The 17026-nt window shown below is 34.0% G+C and carries 22 protein-coding genes; 17 read left to right on the top strand and 5 right to left on the bottom strand.

What is annotated here, in order from left to right; all coding sequences use genetic code 11:
• Positions 1-48: 48 nt before the first annotated feature.
• Positions 49-483 (bottom strand): hypothetical protein, encoded by a 435-nt coding sequence (locus AC3WJG_RS12840; RefSeq protein WP_337133854.1) that lies wholly within the window; start codon positions 481-483, stop codon positions 49-51.
• A gap of 237 nt (positions 484-720) precedes the next feature.
• Here AC3WJG_RS12840 and AC3WJG_RS12835 point away from each other — a divergent pair, with 237 nt between their 5' ends.
• The gene (locus tag AC3WJG_RS12835) at positions 721-1059 is read left to right on the top strand and encodes a hypothetical protein (RefSeq protein WP_337133853.1); all 339 of its coding nucleotides are present in this window, start codon (positions 721-723) and stop codon (positions 1057-1059) included.
• 240 nt (positions 1060-1299) lie between these two features.
• On the opposite strand, the gene AC3WJG_RS12830 is transcribed toward AC3WJG_RS12835, so the two are convergent.
• Together AC3WJG_RS12830 and AC3WJG_RS12825 are read right to left on the bottom strand one after the other, a co-directional pair.
• Positions 1300-1560, bottom strand: coding sequence for a hypothetical protein (locus tag AC3WJG_RS12830; RefSeq protein ID WP_337133852.1), 261 nt, complete (start codon positions 1558-1560; stop codon positions 1300-1302).
• A complete protein-coding gene (locus tag AC3WJG_RS12825) occupies positions 1560-1724 on the bottom strand; it encodes a hypothetical protein (protein ID WP_337133851.1) in 165 nt (54 codons plus the stop codon). The genes AC3WJG_RS12830 and AC3WJG_RS12825 overlap by 1 nt, the downstream gene beginning before the upstream one ends.
• A 231-nt stretch (positions 1725-1955) precedes the next feature.
• Here AC3WJG_RS12825 and AC3WJG_RS12820 point away from each other — a divergent pair, with 231 nt between their 5' ends.
• The 4 genes from AC3WJG_RS12820 (at position 1956) to AC3WJG_RS12805 (ending at position 5164) form a co-directional block, all read left to right on the top strand.
• Complete coding sequence (locus tag AC3WJG_RS12820) at positions 1956-3656, top strand: DEAD/DEAH box helicase (RefSeq protein ID WP_337133850.1); 1701 nt, start codon at positions 1956-1958, stop codon at positions 3654-3656.
• 570 nt (positions 3657-4226) lie between these two features.
• Positions 4227-4418, top strand: a complete 192-nt coding sequence (locus AC3WJG_RS12815; RefSeq protein ID WP_337133849.1) for a hypothetical protein — start codon at positions 4227-4229, stop codon at positions 4416-4418.
• Positions 4405-4746, top strand: a complete 342-nt coding sequence (locus AC3WJG_RS12810) for a hypothetical protein (protein WP_337133848.1) — start codon at positions 4405-4407, stop codon at positions 4744-4746. The genes AC3WJG_RS12815 and AC3WJG_RS12810 overlap by 14 nt, the downstream gene beginning before the upstream one ends.
• 43 nt (positions 4747-4789) lie before the next feature.
• Entirely contained in the window at positions 4790-5164 is a 375-nt protein-coding gene (locus AC3WJG_RS12805; protein ID WP_337133847.1) for a hypothetical protein, read from the top strand.
• A gap of 5 nt (positions 5165-5169) precedes the next feature.
• Here AC3WJG_RS12805 and AC3WJG_RS12800 read toward each other — a convergent pair whose 3' ends face one another.
• Positions 5170-5391 carry a hypothetical protein gene (locus tag AC3WJG_RS12800; protein WP_337133846.1) on the bottom strand — a complete coding sequence of 74 codons (222 nt, stop codon included), beginning with the start codon at positions 5389-5391 and terminating at the stop codon, positions 5170-5172.
• Between AC3WJG_RS12800 and AC3WJG_RS12795 the strand changes: the two genes are divergently transcribed.
• The 10 genes from AC3WJG_RS12795 (at position 5308) to AC3WJG_RS12750 (ending at position 13571) form a co-directional block, all read left to right on the top strand.
• A complete protein-coding gene (locus tag AC3WJG_RS12795; RefSeq protein ID WP_419789175.1) occupies positions 5308-5538 on the top strand; it encodes an HNH endonuclease in 231 nt (76 codons plus the stop codon). The genes AC3WJG_RS12800 and AC3WJG_RS12795 overlap by 84 nt on opposite strands.
• Before the next feature lie 290 nt (positions 5539-5828).
• On the top strand, positions 5829-6353 hold the full coding sequence (locus AC3WJG_RS12790; protein ID WP_337133845.1) for a P27 family phage terminase small subunit: 525 nt from the start codon (positions 5829-5831) through the stop codon (positions 6351-6353).
• Positions 6346-6564: a hypothetical protein gene (locus AC3WJG_RS12785; RefSeq protein WP_337133844.1), complete on the top strand. Its 219-nt coding sequence runs from the start codon at positions 6346-6348 to the stop codon at positions 6562-6564. The genes AC3WJG_RS12790 and AC3WJG_RS12785 overlap by 8 nt, the downstream gene beginning before the upstream one ends.
• A 176-nt stretch (positions 6565-6740) precedes the next feature.
• Positions 6741-6974 (top strand): hypothetical protein, encoded by a 234-nt coding sequence (locus tag AC3WJG_RS12780; protein ID WP_337133843.1) that lies wholly within the window; start codon positions 6741-6743, stop codon positions 6972-6974.
• Between the two features lie 137 nt (positions 6975-7111).
• Positions 7112-8776, top strand: coding sequence for an HK97 family phage prohead protease (locus AC3WJG_RS12775; protein ID WP_337133842.1), 1665 nt, complete (start codon positions 7112-7114; stop codon positions 8774-8776).
• A 55-nt stretch (positions 8777-8831) separates the two neighbouring features.
• Complete coding sequence (locus tag AC3WJG_RS12770; protein WP_337133841.1) at positions 8832-9194, top strand: hypothetical protein; 363 nt, start codon at positions 8832-8834, stop codon at positions 9192-9194.
• Positions 9195-9467: 273 nt separating this feature from the next.
• Positions 9468-9830, top strand: coding sequence for a hypothetical protein (locus AC3WJG_RS12765; RefSeq protein WP_337133840.1), 363 nt, complete (start codon positions 9468-9470; stop codon positions 9828-9830).
• Between the two features lie 15 nt (positions 9831-9845).
• Complete coding sequence (locus AC3WJG_RS12760) at positions 9846-11063, top strand: hypothetical protein (protein WP_337133839.1); 1218 nt, start codon at positions 9846-9848, stop codon at positions 11061-11063.
• Positions 11064-11431: 368 nt separating this feature from the next.
• Positions 11432-12877 carry a DEAD/DEAH box helicase gene (locus AC3WJG_RS12755; protein WP_337133838.1) on the top strand — a complete coding sequence of 482 codons (1446 nt, stop codon included), beginning with the start codon at positions 11432-11434 and terminating at the stop codon, positions 12875-12877.
• A 64-nt stretch (positions 12878-12941) separates the two neighbouring features.
• Positions 12942-13571 (top strand): copper homeostasis protein CutC, encoded by a 630-nt coding sequence (locus AC3WJG_RS12750; protein ID WP_098790839.1) that lies wholly within the window; start codon positions 12942-12944, stop codon positions 13569-13571.
• A 288-nt stretch (positions 13572-13859) separates the two neighbouring features.
• Here AC3WJG_RS12750 and AC3WJG_RS12745 read toward each other — a convergent pair whose 3' ends face one another.
• A complete protein-coding gene (locus AC3WJG_RS12745) occupies positions 13860-15251 on the bottom strand; it encodes an amino acid permease (protein ID WP_028407507.1) in 1392 nt (463 codons plus the stop codon).
• Between the two features lie 445 nt (positions 15252-15696).
• Between AC3WJG_RS12745 and AC3WJG_RS12740 the strand changes: the two genes are divergently transcribed.
• Together AC3WJG_RS12740 and AC3WJG_RS12735 are read left to right on the top strand one after the other, a co-directional pair.
• The gene (locus AC3WJG_RS12740; protein ID WP_013081802.1) at positions 15697-16035 is read left to right on the top strand and encodes a YflT domain-containing protein; all 339 of its coding nucleotides are present in this window, start codon (positions 15697-15699) and stop codon (positions 16033-16035) included.
• 265 nt (positions 16036-16300) lie between these two features.
• Entirely contained in the window at positions 16301-17023 is a 723-nt protein-coding gene (locus AC3WJG_RS12735; protein ID WP_337133837.1) for an MBL fold metallo-hydrolase, read from the top strand.
• Positions 17024-17026 lie beyond the last annotated feature (3 nt).

Below are 17026 nucleotides of genomic sequence, written 5' to 3'. Positions count from 1 at the left end.
AATGTAATATTGTATTAATTCGGTACATATAGGCAAAAAATACCGAGCTCAATGAACTTGGTATTCATTCACAGCATATTCGTTTTTTACGTCCTCAAGATATTCCTTTTTATGTAATGTATTGAGCTTACGTTTCCAAGCTTCTATCTCTTTTTTTCGTTTATCCACCATAAAGTCAACGTTACGTATGATTTTCCAAATATTATCAATAATAGTTTCAGCATAAGAACGTTCAATTGTTTTTAAATTGGTGCAACAATATTTTCCATCAACATATTTGGGAGACAATTTATAACCGTACTCACATGTTTCAACTTCAAAAGATAATCCTTCCATAAAATTTCCTATGAATATAATAACTTTTGAATTTCTAGGCAAGAATCGGTATCTTATACCTTCTTCATCAAGTAAAGCAGTTAAATAAGAAAGCTGTGTTAATTCATACTCCATGTGTTTGGCTAATGCGTTAGCTAAATTTGTCATTATGTATCGTACCTTTCAGGCTTGGATTGTTTTGTATAAACGTATACTAACACCTTAAACCGAACTTTGTAAAGCTTTTTTTAATATTTTTAATATAAAAACCGAACCTATTAACATATGTAAACACCTAATGTTCGTGTTTATGTGTTAATAGTAAAAAGAATATATTGTTTATTACTGTTATAATTTCCTTATATGGTATAAAATGAATTGAAATATATTTGGGGAGGAAACGTAATGCAAAATATTGGAACTGATTTTAAAATGCGAGTTTACAGCTGTCGTTGGGGTCATCGTGATAATTACACATTAACCAAAACAGAAAATGGTTGGATTGTGAAAACAATGAAATACAAAGGAATCGAAAGCGATAAACACGCAAGCCCTGGTATTGAACAAGCTTTTCGTTCTGAATCAATTTCATTCCCACAAGACATTGGATATTTCATTTCCGACATTTGGGACGCTTCACAAACAAAAAGTCAAGAAGAAGTGCAAAGTTACTTTGATGAGCTGGCTGAATGGATTTCTAAATATGAAGAAAGCAAACCGAACTTTAGCGCATTATCTTTATAATGTAAAAAGACCACTGACAAAGATCAGTGGTTTCTTTTTTGCTATCATTTTCTTTTGTTGAATTGGTCACGTTGAGTCAAATACAACATGTCACGTATTAGCTCAGGAGTTTCTTTGAATACATATACTTGAAAACGTTTATCTCTTTTGTTTCGCATAGAATGTTCTATGTCGTGACCTAATCTGCATAATTCCATCGCCAACGTCTTCTTATAAACATTTTTTAGTCCCGTTTTTTCTTCACTCATGCTCCATCACCAAAATATCCAACTGCATAGCTGCATGTTTATCGAATGGTTCAATCAAATCAATGAATTTAAGAATCTCATACTTTTTCAGGACTTTAGCCAACAATGCTAAGTCACCTAGCATATAATACGGACTTTCTGCATTACATACGTGTTTCATATATTCATAAAAAATATTTTCATTCAATTCGTCCCTATTTTTAAGATGACGGATTAATGTTCTAATGAGATTTTCCATTTGGTATTCTTGCATTATTTTTCATCTCCTAATTCGCAATTTTGAAGCGCAATCACTTCTGCATTTTGTAATTCATTCACTGTTTGTTCCATGTAAGTCATATAGTAAATTTGCTGAAAAAGGTTGTCACTACAGCTTTTGGCTAATGGTACGATTACGTTTTCAAATGTCATATTCATTTGCAATTCAACTCCTAATTAGTGTGTACCATATTATGGTAATGCACTAAAAGATGGCTGACAAGAGGTGAATTTCTCTTTATATAAATATCCTAAAATCGGCATTTTAGTAGGTCTTAACATATGTTGTGAGGGAGATCAGACGGATTTTCAAATGGCGCTCCTGACAGTAAAATTGCTGACAGTAGAATATATGTATGAACGTTATTTTTATTGGAATGAGGAATTAGAATGAAATATTTATCAGAAGTACTAAAAAAAGAAGATAAGGACGATTTGTTTAAAATAAATGGTTTAAAGCTTTGTGTAGCTCCTACAGGTAGTGGAAAGACATACCTAATCGTTGAAGAAATGAAAAACGAATATCAGGCAATGAAAGCTCCATTTGGGATGAAACGTGTATTATTATTGGTCAATCGTTCCGCGTTACTGGAACAATATTTAAAGGCGATTGATGAAACCTTTTTGCAAACATTTGAAAAAGATGGTTATTATGTCTACCGTAATTCGGTGCATGTCTATAGCTATCAAACCGCACAAAAAAGAATTGATGAAGATGAAGAATTTCTAAAGGCGTTTGATTTAATCATTATGGACGAAGCGCATTATTTTTTACAAGATTCATGGAATGGCACAACGGACGATGTGTTTACACGGATTATTGAACGGTCGAAAGATGTTCCATGTGCTATGTTTACAGCTACTCCAGAAGAACTTCTCGATTATACAGAAGTACGGAAAATCGACATGAAGCCAATTGATTACTCAAAGGAGCTTGGATTTAACGAACGAATTGAATGTATTGCCACAAACAAGGATTTCTACGATATTATCAATAACATTCCTGTTACTGAAAAATACATTTTATTTGTAAATAGCAGTTACAGCAAAAATAAAATTGAATCTTTGTCTGAAGAATTAAGTAGTGATACTCGTTGTGTCGGCTTCTATCATTCCAAGTGGGATAATAGAAATGGTCAAATTCAAATCATTAAAGAAATGAAAGCAAAGTATCAGAAGCTTGTTGACCTTCATAAATTTGATGAAGACGGTGCAGTGGCAAACGCAGCTGTCGATAATGGAGTCGATTTTAAAGATGAAGACCTCAAGCATATCATTTTACTGGATCACTACGACCCTGTAACGATGAAACAAATGATTGGACGTAAACGATTCAATATCAACAATCCTGACGATAAGCTCAAAGTTTGGGCTGTTAATACAGACAGGGTGTTTTTACAACGTGAAAAAGAACTGGCCTTGGAGCAAATTATGATGTATGAAGCATATGAAAATTTAAGTACAGGCGCTTTTATTGAAGAATATGCTCACCGTTTGAAACATGTTGAATTAATTAACTCATTAAATGCACAATCGCAAGATGAACAGAAAGAAAATGCTCAAAATGCAGATTCACAAGGCAAAGTTACATGTATCAAAATGTTAGCCCGTCATGTAGGAGAAGGTCTACTTAGTACGGAATTGATTGTTAATTTCTGTTTGGTGTCAAAATCATACTACCGATTGAATTATTTGAATCGGTTATTAGATGCTAAAGAACAGTATGCAGAAGATAAAGTCCGTAATATGCCATTGCATATGACTATGGAACATGTTTTATCCGATATGGGATACATCAATATCAGCATTGACCATAAAAATGCTCATTATGAAAATCGGGCTAAAAAACAAGAAATTGAAGAAAATCGTGAACAGAAAATGATTCCATTCATTGAAAGTCATATGGGTAAAATAATGGATTCAGCTACTTTTAAAGAATTTTGCAGTTATATGTACGAAGTATTTGGCGTAAAAGATTCTCGAGGTAAAAAACCTGGAACGTCTGTAATGCGGAAATTCCTTGTATCAGAAGGTTTTAAATTGTTAGCACCTCGAGTTAATGGAGATACTCATTATTGCGTAAGTAAATAATAATCATGATGCACAAAACCTCATCAACTAGTCGTTTTCTTATAGTAAATGATTAGTAGGTGAGGTTTTATGTATTTATTAAAAATAAACAAAACAAAAAATGACGTCATACATTAGCGCAAGCTAATTAACGATGCTAAGCCGTGTCTGCATCGTTATATAAAGTACTTATAACTGGATAGCATAGCTATCCTTATTGCTCCATTGCATTACGCAATTGTTGTTGTGTTATGTTTGCCTAATTATCTATATGACTTATAACAGTCCTGAAAATGGGTCTTACTCCTGCAACGGTTTCCTCGCCACGATTGCCCAATTATTGAACGAATGACCTATTTATATGTTGTTATTATAACAGAATTTAAAATTTTTCTTACTCCTACAATGGATTGCTGACCACGTTTGACCTATTTTAGTTACCCCATAGAATATTCTACTGATCTTACAGAATCTTACCCAAATACTACAATTATGCTACAGATTGCAAAATACCCTTTATTTCTATGTCACATCTATATATATATATTAGACGCTATCAGACACTATTAGACAATAAATGGAGGTTATTAAATGAGTAATTATGTAGAAGTCCGTTTCAAATTAAAGACGGAAGATTTTACGGTATATGCAAACGAAATGAACAAAACGGGTTTACCAAGTCCAACAGCTCAAATCAAGGCTGAAGTGGTTAAACAAGCAAATACCAAACGCGAATTGAAAATTAATATTCAAAAAGGAGATAACACAAATGATTTTAATTGACGACGGTACGAAAGAATACATGATTGAATTATATAGATATTTCAGCACAATTCCTGCTGATGAATTATTGGAGCATGGCATTGAATATTTCGTGTCTGCATATGGTGGTTATTTGGACAATGATTATCATGCAGCTATAGAACAATATGAACTTGATTATGTTCTTTTATTTCATGTGAATGGTATGAATACAATAATTAAATATGACTATGAAGGCAATGTAACAGTCGAAGAAACTGACAATACAAACGTTTATGAACCTATTGTATACACATACGATGGGGAGCGTTTTGATTATCAGACAATCAATGATATTTACTATGTTTAACTAAATTAACTTAAAGTTCAATATAAGAATAGGATGGTTTTATATGAAAACGGATAGTCAGTATATTAAACAATTAAAAACAAATGTGCTCCAGTGCGCAAAAGATATTGAAGGATTTAAGCATTTTGATATTTTAAATGCGATTATGGAGCATTATGTACGATTTGATGAAAAACAATCGGTACTCGCAGGATTCCATTTAATATTATCTGCTTTAGAAAAAGACATTACGTTGCAAGATCATACGCTATTGAAAACAATGATTACTGTTAAGAAACAATATGCAATCAGAGCAAATTTCAAGCACACATATCGGGAGATAAATGCGATTACATTAGCTATTGCATATACACGACATTGTTTAAAAGCGATGAACATGGAACAACAATATAAATCTATGTTGGAGGAAATTGCATGAAGACATTATGTAGTGGTTGTAGGCGTTTCATTCCTATGGGAACACGGTGCAACTGTAGGAATCGTAACAGGCGTAAAAAAGAACCAAATGAAGTTGATAAGCTGAGGAATAGTGACCGATGGAAACGGAAGACACGACCACACATTATTAGGCGTGATGGTGCTCATTGTCAAAGGTGTCTTATTAAGTATGGAATCATAGAAAGTAGCAAGGTAACTGTTCATCACATTAAACCTGCTTCAAAGTATCCTGAGCTATTCTTTGAACATAGCAACCTCATCACATTATGTGATACATGTAATAAACAACTTGGCATTGTAGAGCAATTGGACTTTGATTGGGTTGTGCCGAATGATTATGAATACAGTTTATAAAGGCGATTGCAAATATAATTGTGATTGCTTTTTTATTTATGAAAAGGTGAATAACATTGGACGATTTAATAATGATTGTCGTTGATTTTATATGCGACATAGCAGATTCAATAAGGATTAATTGCTACAAGAAAAAGAAGAGCAAATAGGGTAGCCCCGATAGGTAAAACAAAATTTAGTTAAAGGGAAGTACGGACGAGGGTAACCTCCCTTTACATCACAGGTATAATATTCGTTTGAAATCGGGGTCTTTTACAGAGTCTGTAAATATGATAGAAAGGTTGATTTTTATGGAGAAAATCGGTAGAAAGAAAGCAAGAAAACCAGCAGATACATTGACAGGAAAGTATTCGCAAAAAGATTTAGATGAACGGAAGCAAAAAGAACAAGAATTTGCTGAGTTAATGACAAAAGAAGACTTTAAAAACATTCCAAGTTCATTGGACGAATATGGACTTAAATATTATAAACTTCTGTTGAAGCAGTTGGAGAAAATCCAATTGATAACTGACATTGATAAACCAAGCATGACGAACCTAGCATCTCATTTAGGCATTATTGAACAGGCTCGTATTCATGTTAATGAGAACGGCTTAATGATTCCTACAACACATGGTCCCAAGCCAAATCCTCATTTAAAAATTATTAAAGAATATACAGCTTCATATTTAGCTCTTGCGAAATCATTATCTTTAACACCTGAAATGCGCCAACATATGCAGAAACTCAATGAGGAGAGTGTGTCTCAATTTGCTTCCGAAGAAAATGTTGGATTTTTAAATAAAGTATTGGAGAAGAAATTTAACAATGGATAAACAACAAAAAGAAGCAGCACTCGAAATGCTGACAAGAAAAGATTTAATTGATCCTGTAATTTACTTGATTGACGATTATCAAAGTCAAACTGGCTTTTCTCCTGCTGAGTATTATCATACACGATATGAAATGGCAGAAATGAATGGAAATGATAAGCAAGCTAAAGAAGCATGGAAATTGTATAACATTTTTAAAGGGAATGACGACTAAATGAGTTGCTGTTCCCTTTTTTGTTAGTTACAGAGACTAACAGAAAGTAGGGTAGTAAGTACCTTTTTAAAAAAGATTGCACAAAAGGGCTTACTCCCACCTATAGAAATGTATATATATTAAGAAGACGTATCACATCTTATTTACGTCTTTAGTAAATTTAAAGGATGAATCGAATGGATTTAATGGAGCAAGTATTAAATAAATTGACGGAGCTGGAAGAAAAACTTCCAAACGTTGATATTGAATTAGAAGTCAAAAAAGCTATCATTCAGCATTTTAATGATGAAGGCTTAAAACAAAATGAGATTTTATTTATTTTAAATGAAGTACTCCAATCATGGAAAAACAAAACAGTTACCAGTGGTTGTGTTAAACATCATTTAAAACAATCCAAACAACAAATTTAAAGTCATTTTATGACTTAATATAATTGCGAGTTACGATAACGTTTCAACTCCTAGTAAACAGATCGTAGCTTCATATTTTCTAAGCAGTCACCTTTTTGGTGGCTGTTTTTTATTTTAAATCAAGGGAGTTTTTTATTATGACAATTAATAAAATGGAACTTCGTGTTAACGAACTCCAATTAAATACAATTGCTGAAGACAAAATGGTCGTGTCTGGTTATGTAAATAAAACAAATCAATGGTCACAACCATTAGGAACAAGAAATAAATTCGTTGAGCGTATCATGCCTGGCACATTTAAGCGTGCTTTACAACGTGCTACGGAAATCCAGTTTCTTGCGGAACATGATAGTAAGAAAATTTTATCAAGTACCAAAAATGGCAAGTTAACGCTTCGTGAAGATTCGGAAGGGCTTTACATGGAAGCTGAAATTACTCCTACTTCATGGGGCGAAGATTACTACAACCTAATCAAAGATGGCATTATCACAAATATGTCATTTGGTATGGCTGTACGTGGTCAAAAATGGGAGAAACGCAATAACGGTATTTCAGAACGCACAATTAACGAATTGGATCTGTTTGAGGTTAGTGCAGTGAAGAACCCAGCATATGTTCAGTCATCAATTGCAGCTCGTTCTATAGAAGTAATCGAAGACGTTGAAATACCTGAGGAAAAAGCAGAACAACGTGAATTAACACTTCAAGAACAACTTGACGTTAAAAAAAGTAACTTGGAATCACGTAAAAAAATGCTGTCTTTATTCGGAAAAGACCTAGAAATTGAAAAATCAATTGAAGATTTAAAAGGAGAAATTCGTAAAATGGAAGCAACATTGGAAAAACAAAAAACAGCAACTACAGCTGATAACTTAGAATATCAAGAAGCACGTATGATGACACCAGTCGGCACTTTTGATTCGGACCTTGTTAAAACCAATTTAATTAGAGAAAAAGCGAAGAAAATGAAGGGGAAATATTCATTAGTTGGTCGTACTAATATTGAGATTCAAAAAGAAGGAAAATTGGAAGTAGTTCTTCAAGACGCTGAAAACTACGATAAAAATTTATTCGTAGGCGATTCAGATAATGTCATTTTAGATGATTATACAGGTACTAAAGTTCTTATTGATACTCAACGTATTGGCACAGGAGTGGAAGCTTCAAAAACATTATTGGAAAAATCAAATCGTGCTGAACAAGAAGAAGTCATTGAAAATACAGCAATTGACCGTATTCATGATGGTTTAAATCGTTCAATGCTCAAAGGCGAAGGAAATATGGAAAATTTAAATGCTGATACTTCAGTTTCAAGTATTACACCTAGTGTTGAAGTAAACAAAATTTCATGGCTTGACGTAACAACATTAATCGGAAAAATGAATCAAACATACCGTGAAGGTGCGGAGTTTATCATGCACACGAATGTATTAAATAAAATTCTGATTAATGTAGATTTCAAAGACCACATTGAATTTGATATGGATGAAGTATCTGGTGAAAAAATGTATCATCTACTTGGTTTTCCAATCGTAGTAAATGATTATGCAGACGAAAATCGTATCATTCTTAGTAACTTAAAAGCTGGTTACAAAACGTTATTCTCTGAAAATTTGAAATCAGTCACACAAGATATTTACGGAAACCAAATCAATAAACAATACCGTTCATTTGATTTACAACCGACTTCCAATACAAATAAAGCGTACAAAGGTACAATCGTTTACGTAATGGATGTTTTTGCGGGTGGCAAAGTAATCAACAAAGATTGTTTTGCTCGACTTGATGTAAAAACTGCATAATATCAACAATGGAGTTCCTTCGGGAGCTCCTTATTTTTTAGGAGGAAATTAAAAAATGCGTATAAATAATATAAGGTTAAAAAATTTAAGTGATATTGAAAATTTGCCAATCTCCACATTTGGCGGTACTTTTGCGACTACTTCAGTCACAGCTACAAATTTTTATTGGGAAACATATATTGATCAAGTCACAGAGCTTGCCATATTCAAAGTTCGTGGAAATTATTTGGTGCCAGTTAAACATGATATTCCAACAATTTTCAGCACTCCTGGTTATGCTACTTCAGGCACAGGAATTTTCGAAATGAGTTTAATGGATTTACCTGTAAATGATAGTTATGTAACGATTATGAAAGTCAGTGCTACAGGCGTTCCAAAAAATGATTATGTAAAATCTGTTACGTGGGTTAAAAAGTAAAATCTACATTTCATGAGATAACATTTCTTGTATAGTTGCAGAAACTCTTATTGAACTTGGTTTACAGATTCAAAATGTATATTTCTGTTTTCTTTTTTTATGTCATCGCATATACTCAGCTTAACAAAGTTAACCAATATTTTTTGTCTACTTTTGTCGAATTTGTTCTACTATCCAAAATGATTGGTATATTTGTCTTAGGAACATTTACATGAATGTACTAGCAATCATTATGTATAAAGAATAATAATTGGGGGAAAGGACAGAATAATAATGGTATTTAAAAGTCAAGCAAATATGCCAGAACAGTGTCCACCTGCGGATGCAATTGAACAAGATGTTAGTCCAGTATATAGATTTATTGAAAAAGAAACAGTGGGAGAAATAGATTTTCTAAATCATAAGGAAAGAAAGCGACCTTATCCACCAAGTAAAACATGCGAAGCTCTTGCGATTTCGTTCTTTACTTCAACTAAGGCGGCAATGGAGATGCCTAAAAAATATAAGTCCTTCAAAAATAAAACGCTTTTACCAGGTAGAATTACTTCGGAATGCGGTATACATAAAACAGAAAGAGAACATTTGAACTTGTGGTTATATGAAAATGTAGATATGGTAAAAATTTTTCAAGATTAGGAGAGGAGAATTAAAGTGGAAATAAAAAAATATTCTGATTTCGAAAGCTTGGAAATCATTCACATCTTTGATTACTATGATTTTCCTTTATTCTTCGTTTCTAAATCTCCTATTAATGAATATTATGTAAATTACTACGTAGAAGAACTAGAAGGAAATACCGATAAATGGATGTTTGGAAGAATTTCCATTAAAGAATGTGCTGATTTAATGGAACATAGACTTTCGGTATTGAAATTACTTAATCATTTATTTGAAAAAAAACGACTTCATTATCTTTTTATGAATCCATCGCAAAACCAGCCCGATTCAATTTTAAAAATTGAACTTGTGGATGCTAATAATTTTGATCCTGAAAGTTTTCCTGAAGAAGATTTCTTTGTTGAATATGATTATGTAACGGAAAAAGAACTTGTAAAAATAGAAGAAGATATTATTGATAGTTCGAAGTTTAAAATGGTATTAAAGGACGATGAAAATAGGCATGACATAGGTTTAGATTTGTTCTTAGATATCCTTAGTAATTTAAAAGAATCAATTAACGATATTGCGTATGATATTGGAAATAAATTAATGGGACAAAAACCAGAACATGCTATCAATTTAAGGGTTGATTCTTTGCAACCTTCTTCTTTTGGTGTATGGTTAAAAGCTGAACCATTGGAAGCTGATCTATTCGAGGTTCCTGAGAAATCTTTAAATAACTTATTTGAGTTAATTGACGATATTAAACATAAAAGTCCAAATGAAATCAAAGAACAAATCGACATAGATGAAGAATACTCAATAGAAACAATACAAAGTGTTAAGAATATGCTTAAAGATATTGTGGATAATGATTTTTCTTTAACATTGGAAGCAAACACCAAATTACAAATGAGATCTAAAGAAGTAAAGTTCGATAAAGAATCTTATAATAAATTAAGCATATTAAATAGCATCCTCAAAGAAAAAAGTGAGAAGCTTGTTGAAGAAATAGAAGTAGAAGGAGTATTAACATCAATAAATACTTCTTATAATAAATTTAGAATTGTAACTACTACTATTGGGGAAATAAGTGGGAAAATGTCATCTGAAATGTTTAGAGAATTAAAGAAAAGCAACAATGTACAATTTAAAGTGCCGAGTGCAATAAAAGCAACAGTAAAAAAAGAAATTGTAAATAATTATTTAGAAGAACAGCATTATGAAAAATATACACTTGTTCATTTTGAACAACCTGAACTTGTATAATTAAATTTCTTCTTTATATTTAAAATTTAAATTTATTCATTCAAAAAAATAGTTGAAGTGTTGAGGTCAAGTAGTTATAATTGAAGCAACAGAATGTACGAAATGTTAGTATGTCAACGTTGTTGGATTTTCTTTAACTCCACTTTCAAACCTGTTACTTGACAGGGATGGGGTCGGGGGTTCGAATCCCTCATCGCTCATACCAAAGCCGTTTTCTTATTAATAAGAGAGCGGCTTTTCTCTTTTGTTTGACAAATCAATGCTACATTAAATCTTGAGCGCGTATAGAAGAATTAAAGTATAATGAAACATAGTGCATCAGGTCATGATAAAGATAATCACTAATTTAAAATAAATGAGGGTACAAAATGAATCAAAGAAGTTTTAGTCAATATGGTCTTAGCGATAAGGTAGCTAAGGCGCTTTCTAGCCTGCAATACAATCATCCCACGGAAGTACAAAGCAAGGTGCTTCCCATCGCGCTAGAAGAAAGAGATGTTGTCGTGAAGTCTCAAACAGGAAGTGGAAAAACGGCTTCCTTTGGCATTCCACTGTGTGAATTAGTTAACTGGGAAGAAAATAAGCCTCAGGCCTTAGTGTTAACACCTACACGAGAGCTGGCCGCGCAGGTAAAAGAAGATATTACAAATATCGGCCGTTTTAAGCGAATTAAAGCAGCAGCTGTCTACGGAAAATCACCGTTTGCTAAGCAAAAAGTAGAATTAAAGCAAAAAACACATATTGTTGTAGGTACGCCTGGACGAGTGCTTGATCATATAGAAAAAGAAACGCTTGCATTAGAGAAAATTCGTTATTTGGTTATTGATGAAGCAGATGAAATGCTAAATATGGGTTTTATTGACCAAGTAGAAGCAATCATTCAACATCTTCCTAGTGAGCGTGTAACGATGCTTTTCTCTGCTACGCTTCCTGAAGATATTGAAGAGCTTTCTCGCAAGTATATGAAAAAGCCGGTTGATGTTGAAATCAAAGCAAATGGATTAACGACAAGTACGATTGACCATTCTGTTATATCAGTAGAAAACGAACGTAAATTTGAACTGCTGAAAGACGTAACCACAGTAGAAAACCCAGACAGCTGCATCATTTTTTGCCGCACACAAGAGCAGGTAAATACGCTGTTAGATGATTTAGATGATCTTGGGTATCCTTGTGATAAAATTCACGGGGCAATGGTACAAGAAGACCGTTTTGAGGTTATGAATGATTTCAAAAAAGGTAAATTCCGCTATTTAGTGGCGACAGATGTAGCTGCGAGAGGAATTGATATTGATAATATCACACACGTTATTAACTACGACCTTCCGTTAGAAAAAGAAAGCTACGTTCACCGTACAGGAAGAACGGGACGTGCCGGTAAAAAAGGAAAGGCTATCACATTTGTAACGCCTTATGAAGAGAGAATGCTATCGGAAATTGAAGAATATATCGGTTTTTCAATTCCAGCATCTACTCCTCCTTCTAAAGAAGAAGTACAGCAGGCAGCATCCGCTTTTACTGAAAAAATCAATGAGCGTCCAGAAGTTAAAAAGGATAAAAGCGAGTCATTAAATAAAGACATTATGAAGCTGTATTTTAACGGAGGAAAGAAAAAGAAAATTAGAGCGGTTGATTTTGTGGGAACAATTGCGAAGTTAGACGGAGTAACCGCGGACGATATTGGAATTATTACGATCCAAGAAAATGTCTCTTATGTAGAGATTTTGAATGGAAAAGGTCCAAAAGTGTTACAAGCAATGAAAAACAAAACGATTAAAGGAAAGAAATTAAAAGTTCATAAGGCAATTAAATAGCAGAAGGAAGTCCATCTTTTTAAAGATGGGCTTTATTTATAGAGACAATAAAGGAGTTGAGAGTATGAAGTACATAAAAGAAGCGTGTGTAGAAGGGTATGAGCAGGCAAAAAAAGCAGAAAAGCTAGGAGCAGACCGCATTGAATTATGTGACAATCTCAGTCAAGGAGGCACTACGCCAAGTTACGGCACCATTCAATATGTAAGCGAACATCTTGATACAGATATCAACGTAATTATTCGCCCAAGAAGCGGTGATTTTATATATTCCGAAGCAGAATTTCAAATTATGAAAAAAGACGTTAAAACATGTAAAGACCTTGGAGTAAACGGAGTAGTATTTGGCATTTTAACAGAAGAAGCTGAAATCGATTATGGACGCACTAAAGAGTTAATAGCAGAAGCTCATCCTTTAAGCGTTACGTTTCATATGGCATTTGATGAGATTAAAGATAAATACAAAGCTATTGATATACTTAGTGAATTGGGAGCAGACCGTATTTTGACCAAAGGAGGGAAAGGATCTGCTTTGGAAAATCTTCATATGATCCGGGAATTGATCACATATGCTAACGAACGTATTATTATTTTGCCTGGCGGAGGAATTCATGAAGGCAACGCAGAGGCGGTTATAAAAGAAACAAAAGCAGCTGAATTACACGGAACAAAAATTGTAGGAGATTTATCTCGTTAAATAAAAAGAGGCTGCTACAAAAGTATTTTAATCCAAGTGAAAAACGAACCATTAATCAATATGTTTGATTCGTGGTTCGTTTTTTTTGATGGTGAATATAGTTTCATCTGTTTCGTTCCTTTTAGCAGGTGATTGGAGGGCAAGGCGAAGACTCCTGTGGGAACAGCGGCAGCCCGCGGAAAGCGAAGCCTTGCACGGAAATCAACTGCGATGTAATAAGCAGTCCAGCTCATCTATCTCATTTGTTCGTCTTAAGATTGAATTCATTTAGTTATGTCTCAACCTCTTTTATTTTGATGTATTTTCTTTTGATGCTAAGCCGCTCGTCATTTTGGTACGCTGAAAGAAAAAAGAACCTACGACGAGTACAGCAATTAAAAGAGTTAAGAAGAACTGCGAACGTAATGAATCAATAAATGCCATGGCAATAAAAATACTAGTGATGGCAAGGATTGTAGCGTAAGTTAAGTAAGGAAATAACCACATTTTAATTTTTAATGCTTCGGGATTTTCTTTTTCATATTTTTTTCTCATTTTAATCTGTGAAAATGCAATAACAAGATATACAAGAAGCGCTACGCCGCCTGACGCATTCACTAAAAACAAAAAGATTTTGTCCGGTGAAATATAGTTAAAGATAACGCTAATGTACGAGATAACTGTACATGCTAATATCGCGCTAACCGGCACGCCTTTTTTATTTAATTTTGAAAAACTTTTTGGCGCATCGCCGTTTTGAGACATGGAAAACAGCATGCGAGAACTTGTATATAGACCAGAATTCAGACAGGAAAGAACGGCTGTTAAAATAATAAAGTTCATAATTTGAGCTGCGGCCGGTACATTCACTAATTCAAGAATAGATACAAATGGGCTTTTCATTAGGCTTGACGAATTCCACGGAAGAACCGTTACTAAAATAAAAATAGAGCCTAAATAGAAAAACAAAATGCGATAAATAACGGTATTGGTCGCGATGGTAATGGCTTTTTCAGGCTGAGACGATTCACCTGCTGCGGTTGCGACAATTTCTGTTCCCATAAAAGAGAACATGACAAGGGCAATTCCTAAAAATACAGAGCTAATTCCATTCGGTAAAAAGCCGCCTTTGTGCAAAAGGTTGGAAGTGCCGGGAGAATCAATTCCTGGAATGAATCCACAAATAATAGCTATACCTAAAAGTAAAAAAAGAACGATACTGACGACTTTAATGAGGGAAAACCAATATTCAAATTCTCCGAAAGATTTAACAGAGTACAGATTGGTCATCGTTAATAAAAAAGTAAGAGTCAGGCTTACTCCCCAAGACGGAAAAGACGGGAACCAGTATTGAATAATATTTGCACCTGCAATGGCTTCAACAGCAATAACGATAACCCAGAAAAACCAATAGAGCCAGCCAATCGTGTAGCCGGCCCAAGGGCCTAATGCTTCTTTTGCATAAGTAGAAAAAGAACCGCTGGAAGGATTGGCAGTAGACATTTCGCCAAGCATTCGCATGACTAAAATAACGAGCAAACCAGCAAATGCGTACGAAAAAATAGATCCCGGTCCAGCGGTGTTAATAAGTGATCCGCTTCCGATAAACAATCCTGCCCCGATAATTCCTCCAAGAGAAATCATGGTAATATGCCGGATCTTTAACTCTTTTTTTAACTGTGGCTGTGGATGGCTGTTCATTTGTAACCTCCTATATAACCTGAATTTTTAGTTAATATGGAGAATTATAGTATGTTGTAAGACGTATGGACAGGATGTTGTTAGAGGTTCTTTCATACAAAAAGCGGATATGAATGGTTGCATTCATATCCGGCTTACTCTGACACAGACATTCATTATGCGTATAAAGTACCTGATTAGCGTCTTTTTCCTTTTTTATAATAAGCAATGTAGATGAATTTCTTATGAATGGTAGCTGAAAATAAGCTGAATGATTGTTTCAAATAAGTTAAGCAAAAGAGGTATACATTCTATTAAAGGATAATGTGGAATGATATTCAAACTCTCTGCAAAGCTCTAAATGTGGGTTTTCCTTTCTGAAAACGGGTATATATAGTAGTAAGAAGTTTATTCTTTTGCTAAGTATAAAAGAAAGTTGTGCGATAGAAACAGGAGGTTATAAATAATGAAACATGTTGAAGTAGTAGAAAAAGGAGCAAACATTAACGAAGCAGTTAATCAATTTGCAGACAAAGGTTTTGAGAAAGATGAAGTATACGTGTTTACGTATGACAAGGAAAATTCTAAAAATTTAACAGAAGTAACGGACACAAATATTATTCGACTGTCTGAAGAAGGTCCTTTACATTCAGCAGCGAGTTTATTTTTAACCAGAGAAGATGAGCTTCGAACAAAAATGGCTTCACTAGGCTTATCAAAAGACGAAACAAAAAAATATGAAGAAGAGTTAAAGAAAGGCAGTGCGATTGTAGTGGCTGCTACAGGAGAAAGAAAAGACGTTTAATTTTAATAGAGACTATGGAAGAAGATCCGAACGCGTTTGATTCTTGATGAAGAATCAAACGCGTTCGGATTTTTTTGTGGGGATGGTGTAACAGGTGAACCATACGAGCTTCTTTATCCCATTTGTTCGTCTTTAGATTTAATTGATTTCGTTATGTCTCACACTTTTTTTGTTTTTTCCAATATATGATTGATAAAACTAATGGTATTAGTTAAAATAAAAACTAATACCATTAGTTTTTATTTTGATAATAGGGGATGAGGAAATGAGAATAGTTCGTGAGAAAATGTTGTATCAACTGACGTTTTTGCCTCGCTTTTTTCCAGTGAATTGTTATTTAGTCGAAGAGAAAGACAGTCTTACATTAATTGATGCAGCTCTTCCTTACAGCGCGTCGGGTATTTTGAAAGCTGCAGATCAAATTGGAAAACCGATTACTCGAATTGTTTTTACACATACTCATGAAGATCACATCGGAGCGATTGATAATTTGAAAAAAAGTTTGCCGAATGCTTCTGTTTATATGTCGCAAAGAGATTATCGATTGTTTTCAGGAGATTTCACACTCGATTCTGAAGAACCTCAAAACCCAATCCGTGGAGGAATACCAAAACTAGGAAAGGTTTCAACTAAAATTGATCATTTCATCGAAGAAGATTCTTATATAGGCTCACTTGCTCCTATTTTTACACCTGGACATACACCTGGATCTATGTCTTTTTTAGACCAGAGAACGAACGCATTAATTGCCGGAGATTCGTTCCAAGTGCGAGGAGGAATTGCAGTATCAGGTCAGTTAAAACCGCTGTTTCCGTTTCCTGCCTTTGGAACGTGGAGCAAAGAGCTAGCGCTTAAAAGTGCAGAAAAGCTACATGAACTAAACCCGTCACTTCTTGCTGTTGGACACGGAAGAATTCTTTCTCAGCCGCTAAAATTGATGGAAAAAGCAATACAACAAGCAAAAGTAAAAATAGAAAAAAGGAGATGAAGG

The sequence above is a fragment of the Priestia sp. FW507-14D1A genome (assembly GCF_058781295.1).
Note: the sequence above shows the minus strand (reverse complement) of the source record. Positions and strands in the feature narration are given on the sequence as shown.

Coding starts and splice junctions, on each gene's coding strand:
- AC3WJG_RS12840 (WP_337133854.1), bottom strand. CDS start 483: ATGACAAATTTAGCTAACGCATTAGCCAAACACATGGAGTATGAATTA.
- AC3WJG_RS12835 (WP_337133853.1), top strand. CDS start 721: ATGCAAAATATTGGAACTGATTTTAAAATGCGAGTTTACAGCTGTCGT.
- AC3WJG_RS12830 (WP_337133852.1), bottom strand. CDS start 1,560: ATGCAAGAATACCAAATGGAAAATCTCATTAGAACATTAATCCGTCAT.
- AC3WJG_RS12825 (WP_337133851.1), bottom strand. CDS start 1,724: ATGAATATGACATTTGAAAACGTAATCGTACCATTAGCCAAAAGCTGT.
- AC3WJG_RS12820 (WP_337133850.1), top strand. CDS start 1,956: ATGAAATATTTATCAGAAGTACTAAAAAAAGAAGATAAGGACGATTTG.
- AC3WJG_RS12815 (WP_337133849.1), top strand. CDS start 4,227: ATGAGTAATTATGTAGAAGTCCGTTTCAAATTAAAGACGGAAGATTTT.
- AC3WJG_RS12810 (WP_337133848.1), top strand. CDS start 4,405: ATGATTTTAATTGACGACGGTACGAAAGAATACATGATTGAATTATAT.
- AC3WJG_RS12805 (WP_337133847.1), top strand. CDS start 4,790: ATGAAAACGGATAGTCAGTATATTAAACAATTAAAAACAAATGTGCTC.
- AC3WJG_RS12790 (WP_337133845.1), top strand. CDS start 5,829: ATGGAGAAAATCGGTAGAAAGAAAGCAAGAAAACCAGCAGATACATTG.
- AC3WJG_RS12785 (WP_337133844.1), top strand. CDS start 6,346: ATGGATAAACAACAAAAAGAAGCAGCACTCGAAATGCTGACAAGAAAA.
- AC3WJG_RS12780 (WP_337133843.1), top strand. CDS start 6,741: ATGGATTTAATGGAGCAAGTATTAAATAAATTGACGGAGCTGGAAGAA.
- AC3WJG_RS12775 (WP_337133842.1), top strand. CDS start 7,112: ATGACAATTAATAAAATGGAACTTCGTGTTAACGAACTCCAATTAAAT.
- AC3WJG_RS12770 (WP_337133841.1), top strand. CDS start 8,832: ATGCGTATAAATAATATAAGGTTAAAAAATTTAAGTGATATTGAAAAT.
- AC3WJG_RS12765 (WP_337133840.1), top strand. CDS start 9,468: ATGGTATTTAAAAGTCAAGCAAATATGCCAGAACAGTGTCCACCTGCG.
- AC3WJG_RS12755 (WP_337133838.1), top strand. CDS start 11,432: ATGAATCAAAGAAGTTTTAGTCAATATGGTCTTAGCGATAAGGTAGCT.
- AC3WJG_RS12750 (WP_098790839.1), top strand. CDS start 12,942: ATGAAGTACATAAAAGAAGCGTGTGTAGAAGGGTATGAGCAGGCAAAA.
- AC3WJG_RS12745 (WP_028407507.1), bottom strand. CDS start 15,251: ATGAACAGCCATCCACAGCCACAGTTAAAAAAAGAGTTAAAGATCCGG.
- AC3WJG_RS12740 (WP_013081802.1), top strand. CDS start 15,697: ATGAAACATGTTGAAGTAGTAGAAAAAGGAGCAAACATTAACGAAGCA.
- AC3WJG_RS12735 (WP_337133837.1), top strand. CDS start 16,301: ATGAGAATAGTTCGTGAGAAAATGTTGTATCAACTGACGTTTTTGCCT.